We start from the raw sequence: 23829 nt of genomic DNA, 5'->3' as shown, positions 1-23829 counted from the left end.
ACAACGCAAAAAACGGGCAGGGAGCGCACATGGCGTCCCCTGCCCGGATGTGTCGGTCTCTTTGGGGCTACGCTTCAGCGGGCACCACGAGCACGCGGGTCTTGACGACCCTCTGGCGCGTGTATTTCTCGAACTTGACGACGCCGTCGACCAGGGCGAACAGGGTGTAGTCCCTGCCCATGCCGACGCCATCGCCGGGATGAAACTTGGTGCCGAGCTGACGCACGAGGATGTTGCCGGCCAGGACTTCCTGACCGCCAAAGCGCTTCACGCCGCGTCTTTGTCCGGCGCTGTCGCGCCCGTTTCTGGAACTACCACCAGCTTTCTTGTGAGCCATGACATCCTCCCTTCAGGCGCTAGGCCGTGATGGATTTGACTTTGATTTTGGTGTAGTCCTGCCGGTGACCCTGGGTCTTCCGGGAGTCCTTCTTGGCAAGCTTGTGGAAGACCACAATCTTCTTGCCGCGGGCGTGACCAAGGACTTCACACTCGACTTTCGCACCCTGAACAAAAGGCTCGCCGATTTTGGTCTCGCCGTCCTTGTCGATCAGGAGAACGGAATCGATGCTCAAGTTGTCGCCGGTTTCGGCCTTGAGCAAATCTACATTGAGTTCAAGACCTTCTTCAACGCGGTACTGTTTCCCGCCGGTCTCGATGATAGCGAACATAGTTGGAACCTCCAATTCGTAAGAGGAGGCAAGCTAGCCGCAACCGGGGGGTGAAGTCAAGCCCCATCCGCTGCTTTTTTGCGTTTTTCTCTCATGGCCGGCTGGTTTCAGGGGTTGTTCCGCATTGCCTGCTCAGTCAGGCTCGCGCCGGGCGCGGGCCAGGACCAGGACGCTGAGCCCGGCGGCTCCGGCCCGGCGCAGGGTCCGGGCGCATTCGGTCAGGGTCGCGCCGGTGGTGTACACGTCGTCCACCAGCAGGATGGAGCGTCCGGCCACCTGGGCGGGGTTTGCGGCAAAGGCGTCCCGGATGTTCTCGCGCCGCTGGTGCATGTCCAGGGAGAGTTGGGGCACGGTGTTGCGCGTGCGCACCAGGGCATTGGACGGCACGGGCCTTTGCAGGGCGCGGCCAAGGCCGCGCGCCAGCTCGGTGCTCTGGTTGTAGCCGCGCCACAGCAGCCGCCGGGGATGCAGCGGCACGGGCAGGATGAGGTCGGGAGGGCCTGCTGCGCCGCGTCCCTGGGCCTCGACGGCCAGGGATACCAGCAGCCGGGTGCGGTGCAGGCCGCCGTGGAACTTGTAGTCGATGATCAGGTCGCGCAGCGGGCCGGAGTACGCGCCGTGGAAGTGGAGCCGGTCCCACGGCGGCGGGTCGAGGCGGCACTCGCCGCAGACGGTGTCCGGTTGGGCGTGGTCGGGCTGGTTCTCGACGCCTTGTTCCTTCCTGCCGCCAGGCTCGTTCCCATCGCCGAACATGTCGCCGCACAGGGCGCAGCAACCGCGGGTGCGCGGGCGCAACGCCAGGGCGCAGGCCGGGCAGAGTGGAGTGTCGCCGCCGCTGGTCAGGGCCGAGCAGACAGGGCAGCGCGCACCGGCCAGTCCGGTCAATCGGGCGATGCGGGTCAGGAGGTCGCGCACTGCGGTCTAGGAGGCCTCTTCCCAGGCGTGTCGGCCCAGCCCGGTGATGGCCTCGCGCTCGGTCCGGCCCGTCAGGTCGTCCGGCTCGTCCACGCCGCGAAAGGCGAGCGGCTCGTCAAGGGGCATGGCGAAATTGTGCAGGAAATATTTGAGCGTCACAGTCGCGCCCTCGAAGAGCTTGTCGCCCCTGGGCCGTCCGGCCAGGAACACGGCCCTGGCCGTGCGCCGGGGGAGCTCCGTGAGCCACGGGGCTCCTTCGGCCCTGGCGGCCCAGAACTGCTGGCTCCGATCGATCCAGGTCTTGAACATGGAGGGCAGATGGTAGAAGTAGATGGGCGAGGCAAAGAGCACGGCCCTGGCTGTGAGCAATGGTTCGAAGAGATCCCAGGCCGCGTCGCCAGGGCCGAGCACGCACAGGTCGCGCCCGCGCCGCCCGCCCGGCTCGTCGCAATAGCCGCAGGCCAGACAGGGGCGCACCTCGTGGTCGCGCACATACAGGATGTCGGCCTGCCCGCCCGCCTCGCGCACCCCGGCGGCCAGCCACTGGGCGGCGCGGTCCGAGTTGCCGCCCCGGCGGTGGCTGCATGCGTAGATCACGGCTCTGCTTGTCATCATTCCTTCCCGCTCGCGGGTGCGTCCTCTCCGGCGTATACCGGCTTGAGGCGGGTCATGCGCGTGAGGGCATGATCGCCGCGTTCCTCGACCTCAAGGGACCAGCCCGGATGGCTGTGCATCTCGTGACGCACCTGGGGCACCCCCTTGGGGCAGACCAGGGCCTCGATCCGGTCCGTTCGGGCGAAACGGAGGTACCAACCTACCTCCAGTCCCACCCCTCAACACTTGTCGCGTATGTCGATGCTGACTGTCTGGCTCATGCTAGAATCCTGCGAAAAAGGGGTTGTGGTTCATTTCATCGCCCACCGTGGTCTCCGGGCCGTGGCCCGACAGGAGCAGGGTCTCGGGCGGCAGGGTGAAGATGCGCGAGGTCACGGATCGCTTGAGTTCGTCCAGGTCGCCGCCCTCGAAGTCGGTCCTGCCGATGGAGCGGAAGAAGATGAGGTCTCCCACAAAGGCGGCCCTGGCCTCGGGGAAATAGAAGGTCAGGCTGCCTTTGGAGTGGCCCGGCGTGGCCAGCACGGTGCAGTCGAACCCGGCGAACACGGCCTGGCCCGGCTCGACGGTCTGCGCCTCGTATGGGTCCACCGGGGGCAGGCCGAACATCCGGCCCAGGCCCAGCTCGGTTTCGAGCAGGTAGGCGTCGTCGACCCCGTGCAGGATGGGCGCGCCCGTGGCCTCGGCCAGGGCCTTGTTGCCGTAGGTGTGGTCAAAGTGCAGGTGGGTGTTCAGGATGTGGGTCAGGGTCAGCCCCTTGCCCTTGAGATAGGCCAGCACCGGGGCCGGGTCGCCGCCGGGGTCCACGGCCACGGCCTGGGCGTCGCCTGCCAGCACAAAGCAGTTGGTTTGCAGGGGGCCAAGGGCAAAGCTCTTGATTTCCATTTATATCTCCTCCAGGAGCAGTTCGGCCAGCGGTTTCCGGGTCGAGCCGCCCTGCTGGTCGGGGTGGCCCAGGGCGATGACGGCCTGAAGCTCGTGGGCGGTTTCGTCCAGCCCCAGGGCCGTGAGCGAAGCGGACTGGTCGTTGACGATCTGGCCGATCCAGACCGCGCCAAGGCCCAGGGCATGGATGGCCAGGAGCATGTTCTGGATGCACGCCCCGGCTCCCTGGTGGTCCTTCATCTCGCTGTACATGTCGCCCTTGTCGAGGGTCACGGCGATGCATGCGGCCGAGGCCCGGACGATGTGGGCGTATTTGGTACACTCAGCAAGCTTGGCGTGCCGGGGGTCGTCGCGGGAGATCACCAGGAACCGCCAGGGCTGGTTGTTCAGGCCGCTGGGCGCCCAGCGGCCGGCTTCGAGGATGGTCAGGATGTCCTCGCGGGCCACTGCTTTGCCGGTGAACTTGCGGATGCTGCGCCGCTCAAGCATCGCGGCGATCACGGGGTTGTCGGCATGCCTCATAAGCGTGTACTCCTTGAACCCTGGTGTTTAGCCTACGTGGGCGCGCCGGGCAAGTGGGCGTGTGACCCTTTGCCTGCCGGGCGCGTATATGTCTTTTGCAGATGAGTCGAACACCGCCCACACGGGGCGGACGGGACAATGGATGGACGAAAGCCGCGAAGCAGAGATCATACGCGAGGTGCTCCTGGGCGACGCCCAGGCCTTCGAGGCCTTGGTGCGCACATATCAGGGGCCGGTCTATGCGCTCATGCTCAGGAATACGGGCGATGTCGATACGGCAGCCGACCTCGCCCAGGAGGCCTTTACCAGGGCCTATGCGCGGCTTGAGACCTTTTCGACGGGAAAGCGGTTCTTCCCCTGGCTGTATTCCCTGGCGCTCAACGTGTCGCGCGACTGGATGCGGCGCAACGGCAGGGACATGCATGTGTTCATGGACGACGCGGTCGGGATGGTCCGCGTCGAGGACCAGCCGGACGACCGGCAGGCCATGGACGACAGGCTGGACGGGGCCAAGGCCTTTGACCATGTCATGGGCCTTGCCCCGAAGTATCGCGAGGCGATGCTCCTCAGGTTCCGGTACGATTTCTCCTTCCAGGAGATCGCCCGGACCCTGGGGATCACCGTCAGCGGCGCAAAGATGCGCATCAGCCGGGGGCTGGAGATGGTTCGCTTGAAGTTCACGGAGGTGAACGATGACCAAGAGCAGGAACGCAAGACAGAAGGACGCTCCGGCGCGCGGCCCGCGTGATCGCGACACCGCCCGACTTGACGCCATGATCGCGGACGCCGTCAGGCGCGCGCCCGAACCTTCGCCACCCGACGGGTTCTCCGCGCGGGTCATGGCCGGGTTTGCGCCCAAGCGGCCATCACCCCTGACGCTGCTGCGGCTGTGGCTGACGCGGCCCAGGTCCGTGACCTTCACGCCCGTCCGTCTGGCGTCGGCCATGGCCGCCGCCATGGTCCTGCTGGCCGTGGGATTCCTTGCCCTGGACCGCGCGCCTGTGGGGGGGGGCGGGCCGGAAGGGCCGACCTTGTCCACGGTCCGCTTCGTGCTGAACGATGCCGATGCCTCGGCCCGCGCTGTGTCCGTCATTGGCTCTTTCAACGGCTGGGAGGCCGAAACCTCGGCCATGCGCTACGACGCGGGGGCCAAAGTCTGGGTGCTCGAAGCCGAGTTGCCGCCCGGCGACCATGAATACATGTTTCTCGTGGATGGCAGGCCCGTGGCCGATCCCCGCGCGCGGCTGACGCGCGACGACGGTTTTGGCAACGTCAACGCCATCCTCATAGTCAATGGACGCCATGAACACACGCTCTAGCCTTCGTCTCCTCCTGGCCCTGGCGTTTGCCCTGGCCCTGTGCGCCCGGCCCGCGCCGCTGTGCGCCGGTGAGGCGGGCAAGGAGCCCTGCGCGGTGTCGCCATCCGTGGCCGGGCGGGTCAGTTCTGTTGCACCGGATCAGGCCGGGGCCATCCTGGCCCGGCTGTCCCTGGCCTGCGACGAGGGATTCCCCCTGGCCCCGTTTGAGGGCAAGCTGGCCGAGGGGCTGGCCAAGGGCGTTGCGCCCGCGATCATCATCCGCACCCTGGACGTCAAGCTCGACGCCTTTCGCCACGCTGCGGCCATGCTGCGCGACTGCGGGCTGCAGCCCGCGCCCGAGGTGCTGGCCGTCCTTGGCGAGGCGGTCTTCGGCGGGGTGCCCGCCAAGACCCTGCACGCGTATGTCTGCGGCTATGCTGGTCGCGAGCCGGGGCCGTTCCTGTGGGGTCTGGAGATGGCCGTGCTCCTGAGTCGGGCCGGATTCGACGACGGGCTGACCCGCCAGATGCTCGACGCCGGGTTCGCGACGGGCGGACTGACCCCTGACTGGCGCTATTTTGTCCGCGTGGTACTGGTGGCACGCCAGCGCGGCCTGACCGATCAGGCTGTGGCCGAGGCCGCCTGCGCGGTGCTGCGTGGCGGCGGCGCCCCCTCCGATGTCTCTGCCAGCCTGGGGTTCACGGACCGCGACCTGAGCGGTCGGGAACTCGGCAAGTAACCCCTTGTTGCCCGGCGCGCCCGGCTCCAGTAATGCGATGGGATGGACAGCCGCCCGATTTTTTGCCCGGCCTTGTGACCTTCGCGGGCTAGCGGGCGTATATTCTGGTAAGGACAGTTTGATTCGCGAACAAACCCATGGGAGTCCTCGTGAGAAAAGTCTTTTTGGGCGTTCTGGCCGCATTGTTCCTGATGTTGGCCGGGTGCGCCAGAGTTGTCGGGCCGTACTATCTTGAGCAGGGCAAATACGAGGAAGGGATATCGGTGCTGGGCGGGCAACTGGCCGAAAACCCCGCCGATGCCTCCTCTGCCTACTACATTGGCCGCTATTATCTGGCCCTGAACAGGCCGGAGGATGCCAGGACCTATCTGGACATGGCCGTGCGCCTTGCCCCGGACAACGCCGACTACAGGTTCTGGCAGGGCGTCAACCGCTGGGCGTTGCTTGATTTCGAGGGCGAACGGGCCGCTTATCTGGAGGCGGTGCGCATCGATCCAGGTCATATCTCGGCCAACCTCTACCTGGGACACGGCTGTATCGACCGGGCAGAGTGGGATGAGGCCCTTTCCCGGTATGAAACAGTCATCGCCAGAGACAACTACAACCCCGAAGCGCTTTACAACAGAAGCGTGGCCCTGCGCGGGCTCGGGCAAGACATGCGGGAAATTGCGGCGTTGAGGGAATTCCTTGAGTACTATCCCGACGGGATGCTGGCCCTGACGGCCACCGAGCGACTCAATCTGCACGGGGATTTCACCTACCGCAACTACATCATAGGAAATCGTAATGTCACGCTGAGGAGCATGACGTTCAAACCAGGGACCAATGAGCCGGACATGGACAGCAAGGAATCGCTCCATGTGGTGGCCGCCATGCTGGAGACCAACGCGAAGCTCGCGCTCCACATAGTCGGCTACGTGAACGGCGACCCGGCCCGGGCAAGGGAGCGCGCGAAGAATGTGCGCGACTACCTCCTTGCCGGACGCCGGTCCATTGATCTCGCAAGGCTGCCTCTGAGTTGGTTTGGAACGGCTGAAACCGTGGAGGTGGGCGATGTTGTCCACACCCTCCCGGAATCGGTCCAATTCATTACCGTGGTTCGGTAATCCGCAAGGAGAGGTTTCATGCAATTGATCATCAGGAAGACAGTGCTCTGGTTTACGATCATAATGTTTGTGGTGGCCCTCGGCGTGGCTGCGGCCATGGCTCAGGACGACACGACGACAGCCGGTGACGGCGTGGCCGCCGAGACTGGCGACACGACTGGCGATGGCACGACCGACGACGGCACGACCGGCAGCGGCACTGGCGAGGAGGCTCCGGCCTTTGCCAACCCGGCCCAGGCCGCCCATGCCGAGGCCCTGGCCGAAGCTGCCGCTGCCGAGGCTGCCGAGGTCAACGCGGAAGCCGTGGAAGCTGCCGAGGCCGCCGTGGCCGAGGCGCAGAGCGCGGTGGACGCCGCTGCGGCAGCCGTTGCCGCCGCCGAAGCCGCCGAAGACGAGGCGGCTGTGGCTGAGGCGCAGGCCGCCCTGGCCGCAGCCGAGGCGGATCTGGCCGCTGCCAGGACCGCAGCCGACACCGCCGTGGCCGAGGCGTCGTCCGTGGATGTGGGGGCCATCGCCTCCATGCGCGCGTCGGGCATGGGCTGGGGCGAGATCGCCCACGAACTTGGCGTTCATCCCAGTTCCCTGGGCCTTGGACACAAGAACCGCGAGCAGGCCCAGGTGGCCAGTAAGGGCGTGGGCCGGGAGCGGGCCAGTGTGAACGCTGCCGCCGCATCCGGCAAGGCCACGGGCCGTGATGTCAAGACCGGCGTGTCAAAGACGCCCGGCGTGGCTGCGGGCGAGGGAGTCAACTCCGTGGGCCTGAGCCGTGCCTCGTCCAAGGCCAAGACCGGAGCCAAGGGCTCGGCATCGTCGAGCAGCGCGTCCGCCTCCGGAGGCCGGGGCAACTCCGGCAGCAGCGGCAAGGGCGGCGGCAATTCGGGCAGCTCCGGCAGTTCCGGCAATTCCGGCAACGGCAAGGGAGGCGGCAATTCCGGGGGCAAGGGCAAGAGCTAGTCGTAGGGCAGACGACAGCATGACTTCAGCGGGAGGGTCGCCATCGGGCGGCCCTCCTTTTTCGTGACTGGCCGCCCAACCCCTTGGGCGCGTCCCTTCCAATGGCGGGCAAACCGCTGTATGGTCCGGGAAAACGCGCCCACAACCCCGGATAGCCCATGACCCAGCCAGCCACGCCTTTGCCGGACAGACCGCCCACGGTTCCAGCCCTGTCCGAGACCTATCTTCAGATCAGTCCGAACATCCTTGAAATATTTCCCAGGTTTCGTCCGCCCGTGGACCTCTACCTGCACGACGAGGCCGTGGGCCGGGTCGGGCGGATCCACCGGGCCGGGGCGCGGCTGGGGACCGAGGCCCAGGCGCGGGTGGCCGGGCACGCTTTGGCAGGCCGTCTTTTCCTGTTGCGCGAGGACTACCTCGTCTATGCCGAGCACCTGAGCCGCAAGCTCGGGCTGGTGCTGGTGGAGGACGGTCTCAACCACCGGGAGGTGGCCGAGATATTCTTCCTCGCCTTTCGCGACAGGGTGGCCCGGTTCATGGACCAGCCCAAACGGGCGCAGCTCGACCGGCTGCGCGGGGACATCGCCATCCTGGCCGAGTACCTGTGGGCCGACCCGTGCCGGGTGGAGTTTTTGACCGGCTCCCTGCACAAGGACCACGACCCGGCTGTCCACGCCGTGAACACCCTGTTCGTCGGGCTGGGCCTCTTTGTCATGCTCTCGCTTGGCAGGCAGGACGGTTCGGGCGGGCTTGACAGGCCGGTCCTGGCCAATGTGGCCCTGGGCCTGGCCCTGCACGATCTGGGCATGACCAACGTGCCCCGGTTCGTCACGGACAAGGAACGCTATCTGGTGCGCCGTGACCGCGACTCCATCGAGCGGCACATCGAGGCCGGGCTGCGCATGCTCGACCGGCTCAAGGTCAATGACCCGGTGGTGCGCCAGTGTCTGGAGCAGCACCACGAGCGGCTCGACGGATCAGGCTATCCCAGGGGGCTGCGGGGCGAGGCCGTCTCGCTGCCGGGGCGGCTGTGCGCGGTGGCCGATTCCTTTTGCGCCATGATCGGCAGGCGGCCCTACCGCGACGCCAGGGTCGTGGCCGAGGCCGCCACCACCCTGGTCCATGACTCGCGGCGATACGACAAGACCCTGGCCGGGTTGCTGGCCGTGCTCGTCTCCAGGGGCGTGCCCGCCTGCCGCAAGCCCGGCGAGGCTGGAGAGGACTCAGGTGTCTAACCCATAGAGTGCCGCAGGCAGGAATCGGGATACTGAAAAGGGAGGCCGGGGTCGGTCTAGTCGTGGAGCCGCTTGGTCACGCCCCGGATGGCAAAGGCCAGGACAAGGGCCAGACCGGCGATGAGCATGCCGCCCAGCAGCCATGGAGGTCTGTTTGCCGTGTCCAAGAACCACTTGCCGTGAATCCGGGTGAGCGTCTTCTGGTCCATGCGGGCCCATCCGTAGTTTACGAGGTCGAGGGTGTCGTGCCGCCCCTCGCACACAGCTGCCTGGAGCGGTTTCCTGTAGATCAGGTCCGAGACCGCGAAATCGCTGCGTGCCCCGTACAGGCCCAGGCAGTAGCTGACCGTGGGACTGTCCGCGACAAAGGCCGGGATGTGCCCGTCCGTGGCTGCCCTGACCATGGTCATGTTGTCGTCGAACAGGACCAGCCGGGTGGTGGGCCTGTTGGCGCGCATGAAGTCCTCCTCGTACCCGCCCCGGACCACGCCCACCGGCTGGGTCTGGCGGGCGTCGAAGCCGTTGCGCACGAAGAGATGGGTTGAAAGCTCGATCAGTTCCGGGCCGAAATCAAATACCCTGTCCCGGTCGTTGGAGTGGACCAACCCGCCGTGTACGTCGGCCCTGCCGTCCATGACCATGTCCAGCGACTGCTGCCAGGTGCCGAGCAGAAAGGTGATCTCGATGTCGTTCTCGCGGCCAAAGGCGCGCCAGAGATCAATCAGATACCCGGTAGGCTCACCGTCCTGGTCGAGAAAGCAGAACGGCGGATAGCCCGCGTCATGGGCGATGATCATCTGGCCGGGTTGATCCACGGGGCTTGTCGCGTCCGCTTGCGCTGTCAGGCATGGCGGGGCGAGCAGGCCGGGGAGGGCGAGGATGGCGAAAAAGGCGAGAAAGAGTGTCGGCAACCGTCCAGACATACCCCATCCATATACCGGAATCCGGGCAAACGGCAATGGCCTGTCAAAAGCAGGGGGGCCGGCGGCCCTGCGGCCCTGCGGCCCGGCAGATTGAGCGGGCAGGGGCATGGTCAGCCCGTTTGCCACCAGGAGCGCATGCGCACGATCTCGCGGTCGTCATTGATGCGGGTGAGCCGGTGCAGCAGGGTGCGCATGCCGCTGTCCGGCCCGGCCTCGGCACAGGCCGAGACATAGGCGTCCCCGGCAAAGGATTCGCTGCGGAACTGGATGTCGAGCCCCAGGCAGCGGTGCGCCGCCTCCCACGCCTGTGGCACGGCCTCCAGGCAGAGCTCGGCATAGCGGACGTTGTTGACGTGGCCGTTGATGTCGAGATCGGCACGCCGGGCGGTCAGGCCGGTCTCGTGTTCGCCATCCTTGAGCCGGGTGATGGATTTGGCCGGGAAGGTCAGGGCGCGCTCGCGGTCGGGGATGAATCGAGTGCTCAACACCTCCGACGGCGATTCGGGCCGGTGTGTGGACGCGTTCATGGTCACCCACGACGAGGTGGCGCGACCCATGACCGTTTCCTGAGCCGCGGCAGGGTCGAGGATGAGGAAGTCGCGGTTGGCCACCAGCCGCTCGTTGCCCGAGGGCCATGTCTGCACGCGCACGGCCCCGCCATAGGCGGGCAGCCTGTCCATCATCACGTGGAGCCGGGCCAGCAGCCAGAAATGGCCGCCGGTCTCCAGGTCGTGATAGCCGAAGCCCAGGGCGTCGGCGTGGCCGGAGGCGATGTCCTGCAACTGGTTGCAGATGGCGGTGATGGGGGCGAGCCCGTCCGGGCGGGGCTCGTAGGAGCGGATGCGGTAGAGGCGGTCATGGGTCAAGGGCAAATGGGCTGTCATGGCAACTGTCTCGCGGGCAGGGGGTTGTGGTTGGCTGCCCTGCCGCTCTTGGCGCGGGTTCTAGATGTACTTGAGGATGATCTCGCGGATCGCGCCCTGGGCCATGGCCTCGTCCTGGAAGGTGGCCAGCCGGGCCATGACGGCTTGGGCTTGCGGATAGTCGGCACGCAGGCCGAAATGAAAGCTCGACGGCTCGCCCACCGGCAGTTCGCGGGCAAGGATGGCGCCGGTGAGCCCGGCCTGACGGATGGCGTAAAGCGCGCCAAGCCCGTTGCCCACGAACAGGTCGGCCTCGCCGCGTGCGATCATTTCCAGGGCCAGGGTCAGGGTGTCCGCATAGGTGACGGACAGCGTGGGCGGAAAGGTCTGGGCGGCCCAGCCATTGCCCTTGTAGTCCACCTGCCGGAAGGCGGCCAGGTCGTCCAGGGTTTTTACTGCGTCGATCTCGGCCAGCCGGGGATTGTCGGCGGCGCAGAAGATGGAGGGCGGGACTTCGAGCACCGGCGCGTCGGCAAAGAGGGCGAAATCAAGGCGCTCCCGGGTCGGATTGGTGCACAGTATGTCGCCCTGGCCGCTGGCCACCAGAGCCTGGGCCTTGGGCCAGTCGTACCCTTGGTGGTCGAGGGCAAAGCCCATGCGTGCGCCGAGCACCTCGTCGGCGCATTCCACCAGGATGCCGGTCATGGAACCGTCGCGCTCCATGCAATAGGGCGGGAAGTCCCTGACCCAGTTGCAGACCAGGGTCTGCCGGGCGGACAGGACCATGGACGGGTTCAGGGCCATGGCGGCTGTGGCGGCGGAGAGCAAGGTTAGGGCGCGTCTGCGGGTGATGGGCATGGCATTGTGTCCTGGTCTGGGGATTTTTTTCGGGACTATAGGGCGCGGCGCGCGGTATTGCAAGCCGCGCGCGCTCTGGCCGGGCCGGATCAGGCCAGGAAGTTCCTGACGCCGGTGAACACGATCTGGGCGGCCATGGCCGAGAGGACAAGCCCGGTGACGCGCGTGAGCACGGCCAGCCCCATGGGGCCGATGACCCGGTGGATGGCCGAGCCGGAGAACAGGAGCACGCCCACGGTCAGGCAGGCGCAGACCAGGGCGGCTGCGCCCACGGCCTGCTCCGTGGCCCCGCGCAGCTCTGCGCCGAGGATGAGCAGGGTGCCGATGGTGGCCGGTCCCACGGTGATGGGCATTGCCAGCGGCACCACGGCGATGTCCGTGTCCTCTTCCGGTTCTGGCCGTGTCCGTTTGCCCGACACCAGCGACACTGCGGACAGGAAGAGCAGGCTGCCCGCGCCCACCCGGAAGCCGTCCATGGTGATGCCCAGGGTGGCGAAGATGGGATTGCCCGCGAAATAGAGCACCAGCGCGATGATCAGCACGGCCACCGTGACCCGCAGGGCCACCTTGCGCCGGGCGTTTTTGTCCATGCCCTCGGTCAGGGACAGGAACACTGTCAGCACGAAGAACGGCGTCAGCAAAAAGAAGAGCTTGATGAAAAGCGAGATGAAAAGGCTGCTCATGGGATACCCGCGCCCGGCGCACGCAAAACGTTCTGGGGGTGCCCCCCCGCCATTGTTTCCGGCGCGAGTGTATCCGTTTGCCGGGTTCCTGGCTAGCGTTTGAAGTTGCGCTCAAGGATGGCCTGATAGGTGCCGTCGGCCTTGAGGGCGTCCAGCGCTTGTTGCCACTGGTCAATGAGCGCGTCGGGCACGTCGGGCGAGAAGGCGAGCCAGGCGCTCGATTCGTTGAACTTGTAGCTGGTCCGCTCGAATTCGGCAGGGTCGATGCCCGCATGCTCGACCATGTGGTAATGGGTCAGCTCGCCCATGAGCACAAGATCGACGCGGCCTTCGTAGAGTTTTCGGTAGCTTGAGTCGTAGCTGGGCCCGATGTCGAGGTTGGTGAAGCCGCTGGCGGCCAGGGCCTGATGCGTGTACCCGTCCTTGCGCACGGCGATCCTGGGCACGCGTTTGGCGTCCTCCAGGGTGTTGATTTCAAGCAGGCTTCCCTTGAGCTTGTAGAAGTAGTCGCCCTCGCCAAAGACCGGGCCGACCCACTTGAAGAGCGGCTCGCGCTCCGGGGTGCGGACAATGGCGAAGAGGGCGTGTCTGGGCGCTTCCTGGGCCTGTTGAAAGGCCCGCAGCCAGGGCACGGCCTTGAGCTCGTTGTCGTCGCCCACGAGCCGCTGTAACTCCCTGACCACTTCAGGCACCACACCCCGGAGCGCGCCGTCCTCCTCGTACACCAGCGGCGGGTACACGATGGCCTGCATTTCGATCTGCCCTGCGGCAGCCGGGATTGTCCATGTCGGCAGGAGCGGCAACAGACAGGCAAAAAGACACATCGCTATGCGCAAGGGGATATCCTTCGAGGGTGTTTTATAAATATGTCTATTGTATGGTAGCCATGCAGTGGTGTCCAGAGAGAAAAGCAGGTTGCCGACTGACTGTCCGCTAGCGGCAGAGTTTCTCGGCCAGGGCGTCTCCCTGTTCGCCGCCGCCCGCCATGCGTGAGAGTTCCCCCCGGATGCGTTCGCCTTCGAGCCGGTCGCAGCGGGTGTAGGTGGCGCCGTCCAGCACTTCTTTCTGGATGAGGAAGTGGCGGTCCGCCCTGCCAGCCAACTGGGGCCAGTGGGTGATGAGCAGGGTCTGCTGGCGGTCGGCCAGTTGGCGCAGCTTGTCGCCCACCGAGTTCAGGGTCATGCCGCCGATGCCCGCGTCCACCTCGTCGAAGATGAGGGTGGGCAGGGCGTCGTGGTCGCCCGCGCTGTCGCCGCCCATGGTCACCAGAGCGAGCAGGAAGCGCGACAACTCGCCGCCCGAGGCGATCTTGTCCAGCGGTTGGGCGGGCTGGCCCGGGTTGGGCACCCACATCAGCCGCCCGCGCAGATCGTCGCAGCCGGGATAGAGCTCGCGGGCGTCGAATTCGAAGTGGACCGTGACGTGTTCGGAAAAGCCGAGATCCTTCAGCTCCTCCACGATGCGGACCGACAGCTCCCTGGCCGCCTTCTGCCGGGCGCGGGCCAGGGTGGTCAGGACCGCCTTGAGCTTTTTGGCCGCCGCGTCCTCCTCGCCCCTGAGGGCTTTGAGGTCCAGGGCGCAGACATCGAGAAAGGAGAGGTTGTCGTCGATCTCGGACTTGAGGTCCACGATCTCGTCCAGGCCCCGCTTGAGCTTGCGCTTGAGCCGGGCCAGCTCAAAGAGGCGCGACTCGATGTCGTCCAGGCTCATGTGGTCGTCGTCCAGCGCCTGTCCTTCCGGGCCGCGCCGCAGCCGCGTGTCCAGGTCGTGCAGCATCATGCGCAGCTCCTCGATGGCCTCGCGGTCGTCCTCGAAGCCGGGAAAGAGCCGGGCGATGATCTCCATCTCGCGGGTGAGCAGGGCCATGGAGTCGAGCAGTCCCACCTCGCCGTGCAGGATGTTCAGGGCATTTTGCAGACACTCGCCCGCCCGCTCGCGGTCCTTGAGAATCTTCTTGCGCTCCTCCAGGTCGTCCTCCTCGCCGGGGCGGGGGTTGATCCTGTCGATTTCCTTTTTCTGGTACTCGAGGAATTCCCGCTGTTTGGCCACTTCATCAAAACGGGCCATGAGCCGCGTCCTGCGTTCGAGCACGTCGTTGAGCACGGCCAGGGCGTCGTTGCGCGCGGTCAAGAGCGAGGGGTCGGGCAGGAACGAGTCGAGCACCTCGGCCTGATAGGCGGGGGAGAGCAGCTTCTGCTGGCCGTGCTGGCTGGTGTGGATGACCAGGGCGTGGCGCATGTCGCGGATGGTGGGCTGGGACGAGAGCTGGTCGTTGATGTAGACCCGGCTGCGGCCTGTCTCGGCGGAGAGCTCGCGGCGGATGACGGTCTCGCCCTCGGGCAGGACAAAGAGCGCCTCCACCGAGGCCTTTTCCTTGCCGGGGCGCACCAGCTTGACATCCATGCGCTCGCCCAGGAGAAAATCCACGGCGCGCATGATGAACGACTTGCCCGCGCCGGTTTCGCCGGTCAATGTGTTGAGGCCCGGAGCAAACTCCAGTTCAACGTCCTCGATGAGCGCGAGATCCCTGATGCGCAGCAGTTCAAGCATGGTGGTCAGGCCTCCGATGCCTGGATGTATACCAGTCTTTCTCGAAAAGTCCCGGAAAAAGTCAATGGATGGGCGGGGCGCTGCCCTTTGTCGCTGTCCGGCCCTCTTATACACCATGGATGCCCGGTGGAAAAGGGGTGTGTGGGCAAGGAGTTCCGGATAGGCCCCATCCGGCTGGGCAGCGGGCGGGCTGCCGGAATCGTGGCCCGGTGCATCGTATCCCTTGAATTGACGCCCCCTGCCATGTATTCAGGGTGGAAAAGGAGTTCCCATGCAGGGTTCCGGTCATTGCGTGTCGCTCAGGTTGTCGGCTGATGCCAAGTTCATCCCGCTGGTTCAGGGGGTGGTGGAACAGGCTGCATCGGTTTTCGGCCTTGAGCGGGCCAAGGCGCTTCGGCTGACCATGGCGTCAGAGGAGCTGGTCTCCCATCTGGCCGAGACAGCGGGCGGGGTCGGGATCGACCTGACCGTGGCCTCGGGCGGCTGGTGCGTGCGCGCCGATTTTTCCTTTGTGGCCGATCCCTCGGATCTGTGGGCCATGAATCTCGCGGCCAGGGAGGACATCGGCGCGGGCAAGTCCATGGACCGCCTGGGGCTGCTTCTGGCCGCGCGCATGTCGGACGGGTTCGTGGTCCGTATCGACGGGTCCAAGGTCCATCTGGAGCTGCGCCAGGACCGCGTCTATCAGGCCGTGACCCCGCGCCCGGCCACGACGGCCATGGCCGTGGGAGCGGTCGTGATCGTCGATAGCCCGGAGCCCGCGCTGGTTCGCGAGGCGTGCGCCCTGGCGGTGGACCGCTACCCGGCCCACCTCATCCCCGAGCCGTTCTTCACGCCGGGCAAGGTGGTGGACATGGTGGCCAGCGGCGACCTCTCGCTGGCCGTGGCCGTGGACGGCGCGGGCGCGCTGACCGGGCTGATGAGCTGGCGGTCGCCGTCCGAGCGCAGTGTCAGCTTTTGCGGTCCGTATCTGTTCCTTGAGGGCGGTCCCACGGCTGAAGCGCTGGAAACCCGGCTGCTGGGGGCAGTGGCGCGGACCAGGGCCGTGAGCCTGTTCAGTGAACTGGCCACCCCGGACCTGATCTCCCGGAATTACGAGGCGCTGGGGCGGCTCTTTTTCTCCCGGCCCGAACAGGAGGCGGTGGAGCTGGACATGTGGTTCCGGCACCTGCGCGAGGATTCTGGCGGCGCGGTCTGGGCGCACCCGGTCATGCGTTCCTTTCTGGAGGACGCCTACGACGGGCTGGTGCTCATGCGCGTCATCCGCGAGACGGACAGCTCTGGCGAGAGCCTGCCCGCCCGGTCAGTGCTCTCGGCCCGGCTGCGGCCTGAGCTGGGCACCGCCACCCTGGCTCCCATGGTGGCGGGCCGGGACGCGGCCCAGGTGGTGGCCGACCATGTGCGCGCCCTGAGCCGGGACGGCTACCGCAATATCTTCTTCCACCTTGATCTCGCCTACGGCTGGCAGGCGGCCATGGCCGGTGCGCTTGCGGACAACGGCTTTGCGCCCAGGCTGGTGCTCCCGGATGCGGGCAAATCCGATGTCGTGGTCTTCCAGCATGGGTGAGCTTGACCTGCACCGGCTGGTTCCGGCCCATGTCCGGTCCTTTGAGACCTACCATCCGAGCAACCCGGACCCGGAGCTGATGCGCCTGTACGGCGTGGACCATCTCCACCGTCTCAACAACAACGAGAACGCCCTGGGGCCGCCGCCCGAGGTCCGCGAGGTGGTGGACACGTTCCCGCCCAGGGCCGTGCCGGTCTATCCCAATGGCGACTGTTTCACCCTGCGCCACCGGCTGGCCGATAAATTCGGCAAGAACGCCGACCAGTTCCTGGTGGGCAACGGCTCGTGCGAGGTCATTGCCAGCGTGATCAAGGCCTTTTGCGAGGAGGGGGACAACATCGTCACTGCGGACAAGACCTTTGCCGTGTACGAGTGGGTGGCCGAGTTCTCGGGGTTCGAGGCTCGGCTCATCCCGCTGAAGGACATGGCCTTCGACCCCCAGGCCATGCTCGACGCCATGGACGCGCGCACCAAGATCCTGTTCATCTGCAACCCCAACAACCCCACCGGCACCTACTGGGACCGGGAGACCATGCACGGGTTTCTCGACGCCGTGGGCAACCGGGCCATGGTGGTCATTGACGAGGCGTACATCGAGTATGTGGAGAAGGATGACTGCCCTGACGGGCTGGAGCTGTTGGAGCGGTATCCCAATGTCTTGATCTTTCGGACCTTTTCCAAGATGTACGCCCTGGCCGCCCTGCGCGTGGGCTATTTGTGCGGGTCTGCCGAGGTGGTCGATCTGGTCCGGCGCACGCACATTGTCTACTCGGTGAACACCCTGGCCCAGCAGTGCGCCGTGGCCGCGCTGGAAAACGACGGCTTGTTCGTCCGCCAGACCAGGGCCATGGTCCGCGAGGCCAGGGCCATGCTCTGTCCCATGTTCGACGGGATGGGGCTGGAATACCTGGCAAACGAGGGCAATTTTCTGATGGCGCGGGTGCCCATGCCCGACACGCTCATGTACCGCAAGCTGATGCGCAAGGGGGTCATGGTCCGGACCATGACCGGTTTCCGGTTCCCCAACTGGATTCGCGTCAGTCTGGTCCAGCCGCCGGCCATGGAGGCCTTTTGCCGGGCCTTTGGCGAAGTGTTGGACGAGACCGTGCGATCTGCGCAGGCATGACAAGGAGAAGGACGATGACCAAGACCCAGGGCAAATTGGGGACGCTCGCACCCATTGACGAACAGAATCTCCGGGCCGCCATGGACGCGGCCACAGCCTCGGCCCGGTCCGGCGAGGGGCCTTTTGGCGCGGTGGTGGCCGGGCCGGACGGCATGGTCGTCATGACCCAGCAGGCCGAGACCATCGCCACGCAGGATCACACCCGGCATGCCGAGGCCGTGCTGGCTTCGCGGTTTTGCCGCGCCCATTACGACGATCCCGCATTCCGGGCCGGGTCCACTCTGTATTCGAGCATGGAGCCGTGCGCCATGTGCATGTTCGCCATGTTCAAGGCCGGGATCGGGCGGCTGGTCTACGGCCTGAGCGCCGAGCGGTTGTACTCGGCCTACGCCATTTTCTCCACATGGCCCAGGACCACCATCACCAGCCACGAGTGCGTCCGCTACATGAGCACGCCCATGGTCGTGCAGGGGCCGTTCTTCGAGGACGAGGGGCTGCGCATCGTCGATGAGTCTTTCAGGACGTGCCCGGCCTGCCGGGGATGATCGCGCCACCGCTTTTCAGAGGGACCTTGCACGCAGCCGATCTTTTTTCTGTTCGTCATTCTGGGCCAAGCCGATTCGGGGAATTGCGGGAATTGAAACCGCCAAGCAAGAGGAGCCGCATGCAACGGGAGGCATTGATAGCCAGACTGCGGGAGGAACGGCGTATGATCGAGCCGGGCCAGGAGGTAACGGTGGGGCTGTTCCGGCCTGAGGACGCCTTGGGCGTCTGCCTCGCCTATCTGGAAACCTACGGGGACGCTTTTCCCATCGAGCATGTTTACGATCCGGCGGAGGTGATCCGCCGCAACGCCACGGACGACCAGCACACCATCGTGGCCCGCACTCCGCGCGGAGAGGTGGTGGGCCTGGCAGGGCTTTTTCGCCACGCGCCCAACCCCGAGGTGTACGAGGTTGGCCAGCTCATGGTGCTCAGGCAGTATCGCGCCAGCCGCCTTGGCGCGGCCATCATCCGTCTGGCCATTGGGGTGCTGCCCCGCGAGCTCGGGGTGCCCGTGGTCTTCGGCGAAGCGGTATGCAACCACCCGGCCTCGCAGCGGCTCGTCTCCGGGCAAGGACTGGCGTGTACCGGGCTTGCGGTGGAGTGCATGCCCGCCAATGCGTATGAGGTCGAGGGCGGGGTGGTTCGCAACGTTTCTCTTTTATTCATGTTTTCCGTACATGTGTCCCGCCCCTGCGCCATCTGTGTCCCGGCACCCTACAGCGAAATCATTGGTGAGTTGTGTGACCGGTTCGGGCTTGTGCGCTCCTCCCTTGCCCCGCGCCCCTTGACCGGGGCCACCGAGTGGACCGAGTTCCTCCTGCCCGAGGCCGGGCTGTCCCGGCTTACGGTCAGCCGGGCGGGTGCGGACTTCGGAGGGGTGGTGGCCGGAGCCGAGGGCCGGGCCGAAACCGTGCAGGCGTACCTCAATCTGGGCGATCCCGGCGTGGCCGAGGCCGTGGCCCTGCTGCGGGGCCGGGGGTATTTCTTCGGCGGGCTGCTGCCCCACTGGTTTGGCCCGGACGGGCTGGTCATGCAGAGAACGGGGCAGGAACCGGACTGGGACGCCATGCGCCTCGACGGTGAAAAGGCCATGACCATGCGCGACTTCGTGCGCCATGATCGCGAGGGTGTGGCCGGGCCGCATGGGACGGGGACAGGGGTTCGATAATTATTTCACAAGCGACCGGATTCCGCTTGACTTGCCGCCATGAAATGGGTTGTAAGCACCGGTACTGGACGGATTCGTGTACCCGGACCCTCTTGATGCGCGCTGCTGAAACGCGTACGGTTCTTGGACACGAACCCGCCGCCCCGACCAAAGGCCGGGGCGCATGCTTTCAAGGAGAGTATCATGTACGTCGGACTCAAGATGCTGCGCGACTTCGTGAAGGTCACCCCCCAGACCCTGGTCAAGGACGCCCAGAAGATGCTGGACACCAGCACCCTGTGGATGCTCCTGGTGGTCAACGAGTCGGGCAAGCTGGTCGGCTATGTGCGCAAGGAGGACATCTCCGCGGCCATGCCCAGCCTGATGACCTCCCTTGAAAAGCACGAGCTCAACTACCTGATGAGCAAGCTCACGGTGGAGAAGATCTACCGCACCGACATCAAGACCGTCAGCCCGGAAACAGAAATCGAGGGCGCGGCGGACATGATGTACGAGATGAACCTGGCCGGACTGGCCGTGGTTGATGCGCAGGGCGAACTCATCGGGTACATCAACCGCAACGTCATGCTCGACGTGCTGGCCGAGGAGATGGGATACCGCGAGGGCGGCAGCCGCCTGACCCTTGAGGTGGAGGACCGCTCCGGCGTGCTCTACGAGGTCGCCGGGGTCATCGCCAACATGAAGCTCTCCATCATCTCCACCGGAACCTTCTTTTACAACGGACGCAGGATCGTCGTCGTCCGAATAGATACCGATGACCCGTCCGCAGTGGCCGCTGCGCTGCAGGACCGGGGTTACAAACTGGTCTCTCCCGATGATTTCAAGGGAGAATGGACCTAAGGGTCTACCCGCAATCACCACACATGCGGGCTGGTCGGAGTTAGACGGTATTCGCCGCCCCGCCGCATGATCGTAGTGCCCACCGGGTACGCCTCATACCATAATTGCAGGATTATGGCATACCTTGACGTTTGCGACGTGACACTCACGTTCAAGGGCATCGCCGCCCTTATGGGCGTTTCCTTCACCGTCGAGCAGGGGACCATCGCGTCCCTGATCGGTCCCAACGGTGCCGGGAAAACCTCCATGCTCAACTGTATCAGTGGCCGCTACACCCCCGACGGGGGCGCAAGTGGCCCGTGCACGATTTCGCTCGACGGCGAATGTCTGCTGTCCCTGCCCGCGCACAAGCGCACGGAGCTGGGGCTCTCCCGCACCTTCCAGAACATCGCCCTGTTCAAGGGGCTCTCGGTCCTGGACAACCTCATGGTCGGCCGCCACAGCCGCATGGAGTACGGGCTTTTGTCCTCCATCATGTACTGGGGCCGCGCCGCGAGGCAGGAGGACAGCCACCGCCGCCGCGTCGAAGACGTGATCGACTTTCTCAACCTCTCCCCCTACCGGCACCAGCACGCGGGACGCCTTCCCTACGGGGTGCAGAAACGGGTGGAACTCGGGCGCGCACTCGCCGCCGAACCCAAGCTCATATTGCTCGACGAACCCATGGCCGGAATGAACCTCGAAGAGACCGAGGACATGGCCCGGTACATCCTCGACATAGCCGAGGAATGGGGCGTTACCGTCCTGCTCGTGGAACACGACATGGGCGTGGTCATGGACATCTCCGACAAGGTGATTGTCCTCGACTTCGGGAGCAAGCTGGCCGAAGGGACGCCGGACGAGGTGCAGGCCGACAAGAACGTGATCGCCGCCTACCTGGGGACCGAGCAGGCGACGTTCAGCGGGAGATAGACGGGAAGGCCGGCCCTCCCTTTGGGGGCCAAGACACATACGACACACGGATTTTTCCATGACAAAGCGTTACAAGACCACGTTGCCCAAGCTGCTCGTGCGCCAGGCAGGGGAGCGCGCCGACAAGCCTGCCCTGCGCGAAAAGGAATGGGGCGTCTGGCAGGCCGTCTCCTGGCGCGATTCTCTCCGCATCACGGCGGAGTTCGCCTGCGGGCTCGACGCCCTGGGCCTTGGCCGGGGCGACATCGTCATCCTCATCGGCGACAACCGGCCCGAGTGGATCTGGGCCGAGCTGGCCATCCAGGGGCTGGGCGGTGTGGCGCTCGGTCTGTACCAGGACTCCCCGGCCGACGAGATCGAATACATCTTCGCCCTGACCGAATGCCGCCTCGTGGTGGCCGAGGACCAGGAGCAGGTGGACAAGATTCTTTCCTTCAGAGGCAACCTGCCGCACCTTGAACACATTGTCTATCACGACACCCGGGGACTGGCCGCCTACGAGGAATCGGTCCCCGGCCTGATCGACTTCAAGGCCGTGCGCCGCCTGGGCCGCGAGAGGCACGCCGACGCGGCGGACCGCTACGCCCTCTGGGCCGGTTCCACCCGTGAGACCGATCCCGCGCTCATCGCCACCACCTCGGGCACCACGGGCCGTCCCAAGCTGGCCATGCTCTCCCACGCCAACCTGCTCTCCATGGCCCACAACCTCGGCCTGGCCGACCCCAAGCACCCCACCGACGAGTTCGTCTCCTTCCTGCCCCTGGCCTGGATGGGCGAGCAGATGATGGCCGTGGCCTCGGCCCTGATGTTCGGGTTCTGCGTCAACTTTCCCGAGGAGCCGGACACGGCCAGGGCCGACTCGCGCGAGATCGGGCCGCATCTGGTCTTCTCGCCGCCGCGCGTTTGGGAATCCGTCGCGGCCAAGGTGCGCGGCGACATCATGGAGACCACGCCGCTGAAGCGGTTCCTCTACAACCGGCTGCTGCCCATTGGCTACGAGTACGCCGACGCCCTGTTCGAGGGGCGCGAGCCCGGCCCGTGGCTCAAGTTCAAGTATTTCATCGCCGACCAGGGGCTGTTCCGCGCCCTGCGCGACCGTCTCGGCTTCTCGCGCATGCGCAGCGCCACCACGGGTGGGGCTGCGCTCGGACCGGACACCTTCCGCTTCTTCCACGCCCTGGGCGTCAAGCTCAAGCAGATCTACGGCCAGACCGAGATCGCGGGCATCTCCTGCATCCATCAGGAGGGCGCGGTGGACTTCACCTCCGTGGGCGCGCCCATCCCCGAGACCGAGGTGCGCATCACCGACACCGGCGAGATCATCTCGCGCAGCCCGGCGGTCTTCCTCGGCTACTACCGCAACGAGGAGGCCACCCGCGAGACCCTGCGCGACGGCTGGCTGCTTTCGGGCGACGCCGGGTACTTCGACGACAACGGGCGGCTGGTGGTCATCGACCGGCTCAAGGATGTCATGCTCCTCAAGGACGGCACGCGCTTCTCGCCCCAGTTCCTTGAAAACAAGGTCAAGTTTTCGCCCTATCTGCGCGAGGCCGTGATCCTGGGCAACGGGCGCGACTGCATCGCCGCCATCCTGTGCATTGACATGGACATCGTGGGCCACTGGGCCGAGAGCCGGATGATCACCTACACCACCTACCAGGATCTGGCGGCCAAGGACGAGGTCTATGCCCTGATCCGCGACGAGGTGGCCCGGACCAACGAGATGCTGCCCAAGGAGACCCGTATCCGGCGCTTCTGCCTGCTCTACAAGGAGCTGGACGCGGACGACGGCGAACTGACGCGCACGCGCAAGGTGCGCCGCTCCACCATCGGCGAGCGCTACGGGCAGCTCATCGAGGCGCTCTACACCGATGTCTGCGTCCTGAATCTGCAAACCGAGATAACCTATCAGGATGGCCGGGTGCGCGAGATGTGCGGCACCATCCGCATCGAGGACATGGAGGCGTAAGTGGAATATTACCTGCAACTGTTCATCAACGGGCTTGTGGTCGGCGGCATCTACTCGCTGGTGGCCCTGGGCTTTGTGGTCATCTACAAGGCCACCAAGGTGGTCAACTTCGCCCAGGGCGAGCTGGTCATGGCCGGGGCCTACATCTGTTTCGCCCTCACGGTCCAGTTCAACATCCCGTTCCTGTGGGCCTTCCTGCTCACCCTGGTCTTCTCGGTGCTCCTTGGGCTGGTCATTGAGCGCGTGGTCCTGCGGCCCCTCATCGGCGAGGCGCACATCTCGGTGATCATGGTCACCGTGGGCATGAGCTCGGTGCTCAAGTCGCTGGTCCAGCTTTTCTGGGGCACCCAGATCAGGGTCTACCCCCAGGTGCTGCCCGCCGAGCCGGTGGTCATTGCCGGACTGCCCGTGGCCCCGGTCTATCTGGCCGCCTTTGCCCTGTCCGCCGTGCTTTTCGCCATCTTCTCGGTCTTTTTCAAATATTCGCGTACCGGCGTGGCCATGCGGGCCACGGCCTTTGACCAGCAGGCGGCCCAGTCCATGGGCATCGGCATCAAGAACATCTTTGCCATGAGCTGGTGCATCGCCTGCGTGGTCTCCGCCGTGGGCGGCGTCATCCTGGGCAACATCAACGGCATCAACTCCCACCTCGGCCACCTGGGGCTCAAGGTCTTTCCCGCAGTCATTCTGGGCGGGCTCGACTCGCTCCTGGGCGCGGCCCTGGGCGGCCTGATCATCGGCGTGCTCGAAAACGTCTGCGACGGCGCGGCCCGGCAGCTGCTCGGCCTGGGCGGGTTCCGCGAGGTGGCGGCCTTCATCATCCTGGTGGTCATCCTGATGATCAAGCCCTACGGACTGTTCGGAACCAAGGAAATCGAGAGGGTCTAGCC

General features: G+C 65.7%; 27 protein-coding genes. 14 read left to right on the top strand and 13 right to left on the bottom strand.

What is annotated here, in order from left to right:
* Window positions 1-67: 67 nt before the first annotated feature.
* From rpmA to DAES_RS14405, 7 genes are all read right to left on the bottom strand, one after another.
* Window positions 68-337 carry a 50S ribosomal protein L27 gene (rpmA, locus tag DAES_RS14435; RefSeq protein ID WP_013515775.1) on the bottom strand — a complete coding sequence of 90 codons (270 nt, stop codon included), beginning with the start codon at window positions 335-337 and terminating at the stop codon, window positions 68-70.
* A gap of 19 nt (window positions 338-356) precedes the next feature.
* On the bottom strand, window positions 357-668 hold the full coding sequence (rplU, locus tag DAES_RS14430) for a 50S ribosomal protein L21 (protein ID WP_013515774.1): 312 nt from the start codon (window positions 666-668) through the stop codon (window positions 357-359).
* A gap of 132 nt (window positions 669-800) precedes the next feature.
* Window positions 801-1583, bottom strand: a complete 783-nt coding sequence (locus DAES_RS14425) for a ComF family protein (protein WP_013515773.1) — start codon at window positions 1581-1583, stop codon at window positions 801-803.
* A gap of 6 nt (window positions 1584-1589) precedes the next feature.
* Window positions 1590-2198: a flavodoxin family protein gene (locus tag DAES_RS14420; protein ID WP_013515772.1), complete on the bottom strand. Its 609-nt coding sequence runs from the start codon at window positions 2196-2198 to the stop codon at window positions 1590-1592.
* A complete protein-coding gene (locus DAES_RS14415) occupies window positions 2195-2413 on the bottom strand; it encodes a hypothetical protein (RefSeq protein WP_049776416.1) in 219 nt (72 codons plus the stop codon). Before DAES_RS14415 ends, DAES_RS14420 begins: the two co-directional genes overlap by 4 nt.
* Before the next feature lie 46 nt (window positions 2414-2459).
* Complete coding sequence (locus tag DAES_RS14410; protein WP_013515771.1) at window positions 2460-3080, bottom strand: MBL fold metallo-hydrolase; 621 nt, start codon at window positions 3078-3080, stop codon at window positions 2460-2462.
* Complete coding sequence (locus DAES_RS14405; protein WP_013515770.1) at window positions 3081-3602, bottom strand: nitroreductase family protein; 522 nt, start codon at window positions 3600-3602, stop codon at window positions 3081-3083.
* A gap of 142 nt (window positions 3603-3744) precedes the next feature.
* Between DAES_RS14405 and DAES_RS14400 the strand changes: the two genes are divergently transcribed.
* From DAES_RS14400 to DAES_RS14375, 6 genes are all read left to right on the top strand, one after another.
* Window positions 3745-4350 (top strand): RNA polymerase sigma factor, encoded by a 606-nt coding sequence (locus DAES_RS14400; protein WP_013515769.1) that lies wholly within the window; start codon window positions 3745-3747, stop codon window positions 4348-4350.
* Window positions 4295-4921 (top strand): glycogen-binding domain-containing protein, encoded by a 627-nt coding sequence (locus DAES_RS14395; protein WP_013515768.1) that lies wholly within the window; start codon window positions 4295-4297, stop codon window positions 4919-4921. The genes DAES_RS14400 and DAES_RS14395 overlap by 56 nt, the downstream gene beginning before the upstream one ends.
* Complete coding sequence (locus DAES_RS14390; RefSeq protein ID WP_013515767.1) at window positions 4905-5639, top strand: hypothetical protein; 735 nt, start codon at window positions 4905-4907, stop codon at window positions 5637-5639. Before DAES_RS14395 ends, DAES_RS14390 begins: the two co-directional genes overlap by 17 nt.
* 149 nt (window positions 5640-5788) lie before the next feature.
* A complete protein-coding gene (locus DAES_RS14385) occupies window positions 5789-6745 on the top strand; it encodes a tetratricopeptide repeat protein (RefSeq protein WP_013515766.1) in 957 nt (318 codons plus the stop codon).
* Window positions 6746-6763: 18 nt separating this feature from the next.
* Complete coding sequence (locus tag DAES_RS17700; RefSeq protein ID WP_013515765.1) at window positions 6764-7699, top strand: hypothetical protein; 936 nt, start codon at window positions 6764-6766, stop codon at window positions 7697-7699.
* 158 nt (window positions 7700-7857) lie between these two features.
* Window positions 7858-8934: an HD-GYP domain-containing protein gene (locus DAES_RS14375; RefSeq protein ID WP_013515764.1), complete on the top strand. Its 1077-nt coding sequence runs from the start codon at window positions 7858-7860 to the stop codon at window positions 8932-8934.
* A gap of 56 nt (window positions 8935-8990) precedes the next feature.
* Here DAES_RS14375 and DAES_RS14370 read toward each other — a convergent pair whose 3' ends face one another.
* The 6 genes from DAES_RS14370 to DAES_RS14345 all read right to left on the bottom strand — a co-directional run bounded on the left by DAES_RS14370 (window position 8991) and on the right by DAES_RS14345 (window position 14811).
* Entirely contained in the window at window positions 8991-9857 is an 867-nt protein-coding gene (locus DAES_RS14370; RefSeq protein ID WP_013515763.1) for a transporter substrate-binding domain-containing protein, read from the bottom strand.
* A 110-nt stretch (window positions 9858-9967) separates the two neighbouring features.
* Window positions 9968-10741, bottom strand: a complete 774-nt coding sequence (locus tag DAES_RS14365; protein WP_013515762.1) for an acyl-[acyl-carrier-protein] thioesterase — start codon at window positions 10739-10741, stop codon at window positions 9968-9970.
* Between the two features lie 60 nt (window positions 10742-10801).
* Complete coding sequence (locus tag DAES_RS14360; RefSeq protein WP_013515761.1) at window positions 10802-11578, bottom strand: substrate-binding periplasmic protein; 777 nt, start codon at window positions 11576-11578, stop codon at window positions 10802-10804.
* A gap of 89 nt (window positions 11579-11667) precedes the next feature.
* A complete protein-coding gene (locus DAES_RS14355; protein ID WP_013515760.1) occupies window positions 11668-12261 on the bottom strand; it encodes a MarC family protein in 594 nt (197 codons plus the stop codon).
* Between the two features lie 92 nt (window positions 12262-12353).
* Complete coding sequence (locus DAES_RS14350; protein ID WP_236608418.1) at window positions 12354-13097, bottom strand: substrate-binding periplasmic protein; 744 nt, start codon at window positions 13095-13097, stop codon at window positions 12354-12356.
* Between the two features lie 97 nt (window positions 13098-13194).
* On the bottom strand, window positions 13195-14811 hold the full coding sequence (locus tag DAES_RS14345) for a DNA repair protein RecN (RefSeq protein WP_013515758.1): 1617 nt from the start codon (window positions 14809-14811) through the stop codon (window positions 13195-13197).
* 271 nt (window positions 14812-15082) lie between these two features.
* Between DAES_RS14345 and DAES_RS17055 the strand changes: the two genes are divergently transcribed.
* From DAES_RS17055 to DAES_RS14305, 8 genes are all read left to right on the top strand, one after another.
* Complete coding sequence (locus tag DAES_RS17055) at window positions 15083-16378, top strand: ATP-binding protein (RefSeq protein ID WP_013515757.1); 1296 nt, start codon at window positions 15083-15085, stop codon at window positions 16376-16378.
* Window positions 16371-17504 carry a histidinol-phosphate transaminase gene (gene hisC, locus DAES_RS14335; RefSeq protein ID WP_013515756.1) on the top strand — a complete coding sequence of 378 codons (1134 nt, stop codon included), beginning with the start codon at window positions 16371-16373 and terminating at the stop codon, window positions 17502-17504. Before DAES_RS17055 ends, hisC begins: the two co-directional genes overlap by 8 nt.
* A gap of 14 nt (window positions 17505-17518) precedes the next feature.
* Window positions 17519-18049 (top strand): deaminase, encoded by a 531-nt coding sequence (locus DAES_RS14330; RefSeq protein WP_013515755.1) that lies wholly within the window; start codon window positions 17519-17521, stop codon window positions 18047-18049.
* Between the two features lie 164 nt (window positions 18050-18213).
* A complete protein-coding gene (locus DAES_RS14325) occupies window positions 18214-19218 on the top strand; it encodes a GNAT family N-acetyltransferase (protein ID WP_013515754.1) in 1005 nt (334 codons plus the stop codon).
* Between the two features lie 183 nt (window positions 19219-19401).
* Window positions 19402-20058 (top strand): CBS domain-containing protein, encoded by a 657-nt coding sequence (locus tag DAES_RS14320; protein ID WP_013515753.1) that lies wholly within the window; start codon window positions 19402-19404, stop codon window positions 20056-20058.
* A gap of 114 nt (window positions 20059-20172) precedes the next feature.
* The gene (locus DAES_RS14315) at window positions 20173-20970 is read left to right on the top strand and encodes an ABC transporter ATP-binding protein (protein ID WP_041271461.1); all 798 of its coding nucleotides are present in this window, start codon (window positions 20173-20175) and stop codon (window positions 20968-20970) included.
* A 58-nt stretch (window positions 20971-21028) separates the two neighbouring features.
* Entirely contained in the window at window positions 21029-22939 is a 1911-nt protein-coding gene (locus tag DAES_RS14310) for an AMP-binding protein (RefSeq protein WP_013515751.1), read from the top strand.
* Complete coding sequence (locus DAES_RS14305; RefSeq protein WP_013515750.1) at window positions 22940-23827, top strand: branched-chain amino acid ABC transporter permease; 888 nt, start codon at window positions 22940-22942, stop codon at window positions 23825-23827. It abuts the gene before it with no gap.
* Window positions 23828-23829: the final 2 nt, after the last annotated feature.

Source organism: Pseudodesulfovibrio aespoeensis Aspo-2, assembly GCF_000176915.2.
GTDB lineage: Bacteria > Desulfobacterota > Desulfovibrionia > Desulfovibrionales > Desulfovibrionaceae > Pseudodesulfovibrio > Pseudodesulfovibrio aespoeensis.
Note: the sequence above shows the minus strand (reverse complement) of the source record. Positions and strands in the feature narration are given on the sequence as shown.

Coding starts and splice junctions, on each gene's coding strand:
- DAES_RS14330 (WP_013515755.1), top strand. CDS start 17,519: ATGACCAAGACCCAGGGCAAATTGGGGACGCTCGCACCCATTGACGAA.
- DAES_RS14345 (WP_013515758.1), bottom strand. CDS start 14,811: ATGCTTGAACTGCTGCGCATCAGGGATCTCGCGCTCATCGAGGACGTT.
- rplU (WP_013515774.1), bottom strand. CDS start 668: ATGTTCGCTATCATCGAGACCGGCGGGAAACAGTACCGCGTTGAAGAA.
- DAES_RS14390 (WP_013515767.1), top strand. CDS start 4,905: ATGAACACACGCTCTAGCCTTCGTCTCCTCCTGGCCCTGGCGTTTGCC.
- DAES_RS14310 (WP_013515751.1), top strand. CDS start 21,029: ATGACAAAGCGTTACAAGACCACGTTGCCCAAGCTGCTCGTGCGCCAG.
- DAES_RS17055 (WP_013515757.1), top strand. CDS start 15,083: ATGCAGGGTTCCGGTCATTGCGTGTCGCTCAGGTTGTCGGCTGATGCC.
- DAES_RS14405 (WP_013515770.1), bottom strand. CDS start 3,602: ATGAGGCATGCCGACAACCCCGTGATCGCCGCGATGCTTGAGCGGCGC.
- DAES_RS14320 (WP_013515753.1), top strand. CDS start 19,402: ATGTACGTCGGACTCAAGATGCTGCGCGACTTCGTGAAGGTCACCCCC.
- DAES_RS14420 (WP_013515772.1), bottom strand. CDS start 2,198: ATGATGACAAGCAGAGCCGTGATCTACGCATGCAGCCACCGCCGGGGC.
- hisC (WP_013515756.1), top strand. CDS start 16,371: ATGGGTGAGCTTGACCTGCACCGGCTGGTTCCGGCCCATGTCCGGTCC.
- DAES_RS14360 (WP_013515761.1), bottom strand. CDS start 11,578: ATGCCCATCACCCGCAGACGCGCCCTAACCTTGCTCTCCGCCGCCACA.
- DAES_RS14395 (WP_013515768.1), top strand. CDS start 4,295: ATGACCAAGAGCAGGAACGCAAGACAGAAGGACGCTCCGGCGCGCGGC.
- rpmA (WP_013515775.1), bottom strand. CDS start 337: ATGGCTCACAAGAAAGCTGGTGGTAGTTCCAGAAACGGGCGCGACAGC.
- DAES_RS14400 (WP_013515769.1), top strand. CDS start 3,745: ATGGACGAAAGCCGCGAAGCAGAGATCATACGCGAGGTGCTCCTGGGC.
- DAES_RS14370 (WP_013515763.1), bottom strand. CDS start 9,857: ATGTCTGGACGGTTGCCGACACTCTTTCTCGCCTTTTTCGCCATCCTC.
- DAES_RS14325 (WP_013515754.1), top strand. CDS start 18,214: ATGATCGAGCCGGGCCAGGAGGTAACGGTGGGGCTGTTCCGGCCTGAG.
- DAES_RS17700 (WP_013515765.1), top strand. CDS start 6,764: ATGCAATTGATCATCAGGAAGACAGTGCTCTGGTTTACGATCATAATG.
- DAES_RS14410 (WP_013515771.1), bottom strand. CDS start 3,080: ATGGAAATCAAGAGCTTTGCCCTTGGCCCCCTGCAAACCAACTGCTTT.
- DAES_RS14375 (WP_013515764.1), top strand. CDS start 7,858: ATGACCCAGCCAGCCACGCCTTTGCCGGACAGACCGCCCACGGTTCCA.
- DAES_RS14365 (WP_013515762.1), bottom strand. CDS start 10,741: ATGACAGCCCATTTGCCCTTGACCCATGACCGCCTCTACCGCATCCGC.
- DAES_RS14315 (WP_041271461.1), top strand. CDS start 20,173: ATGGCATACCTTGACGTTTGCGACGTGACACTCACGTTCAAGGGCATC.
- DAES_RS14355 (WP_013515760.1), bottom strand. CDS start 12,261: ATGAGCAGCCTTTTCATCTCGCTTTTCATCAAGCTCTTCTTTTTGCTG.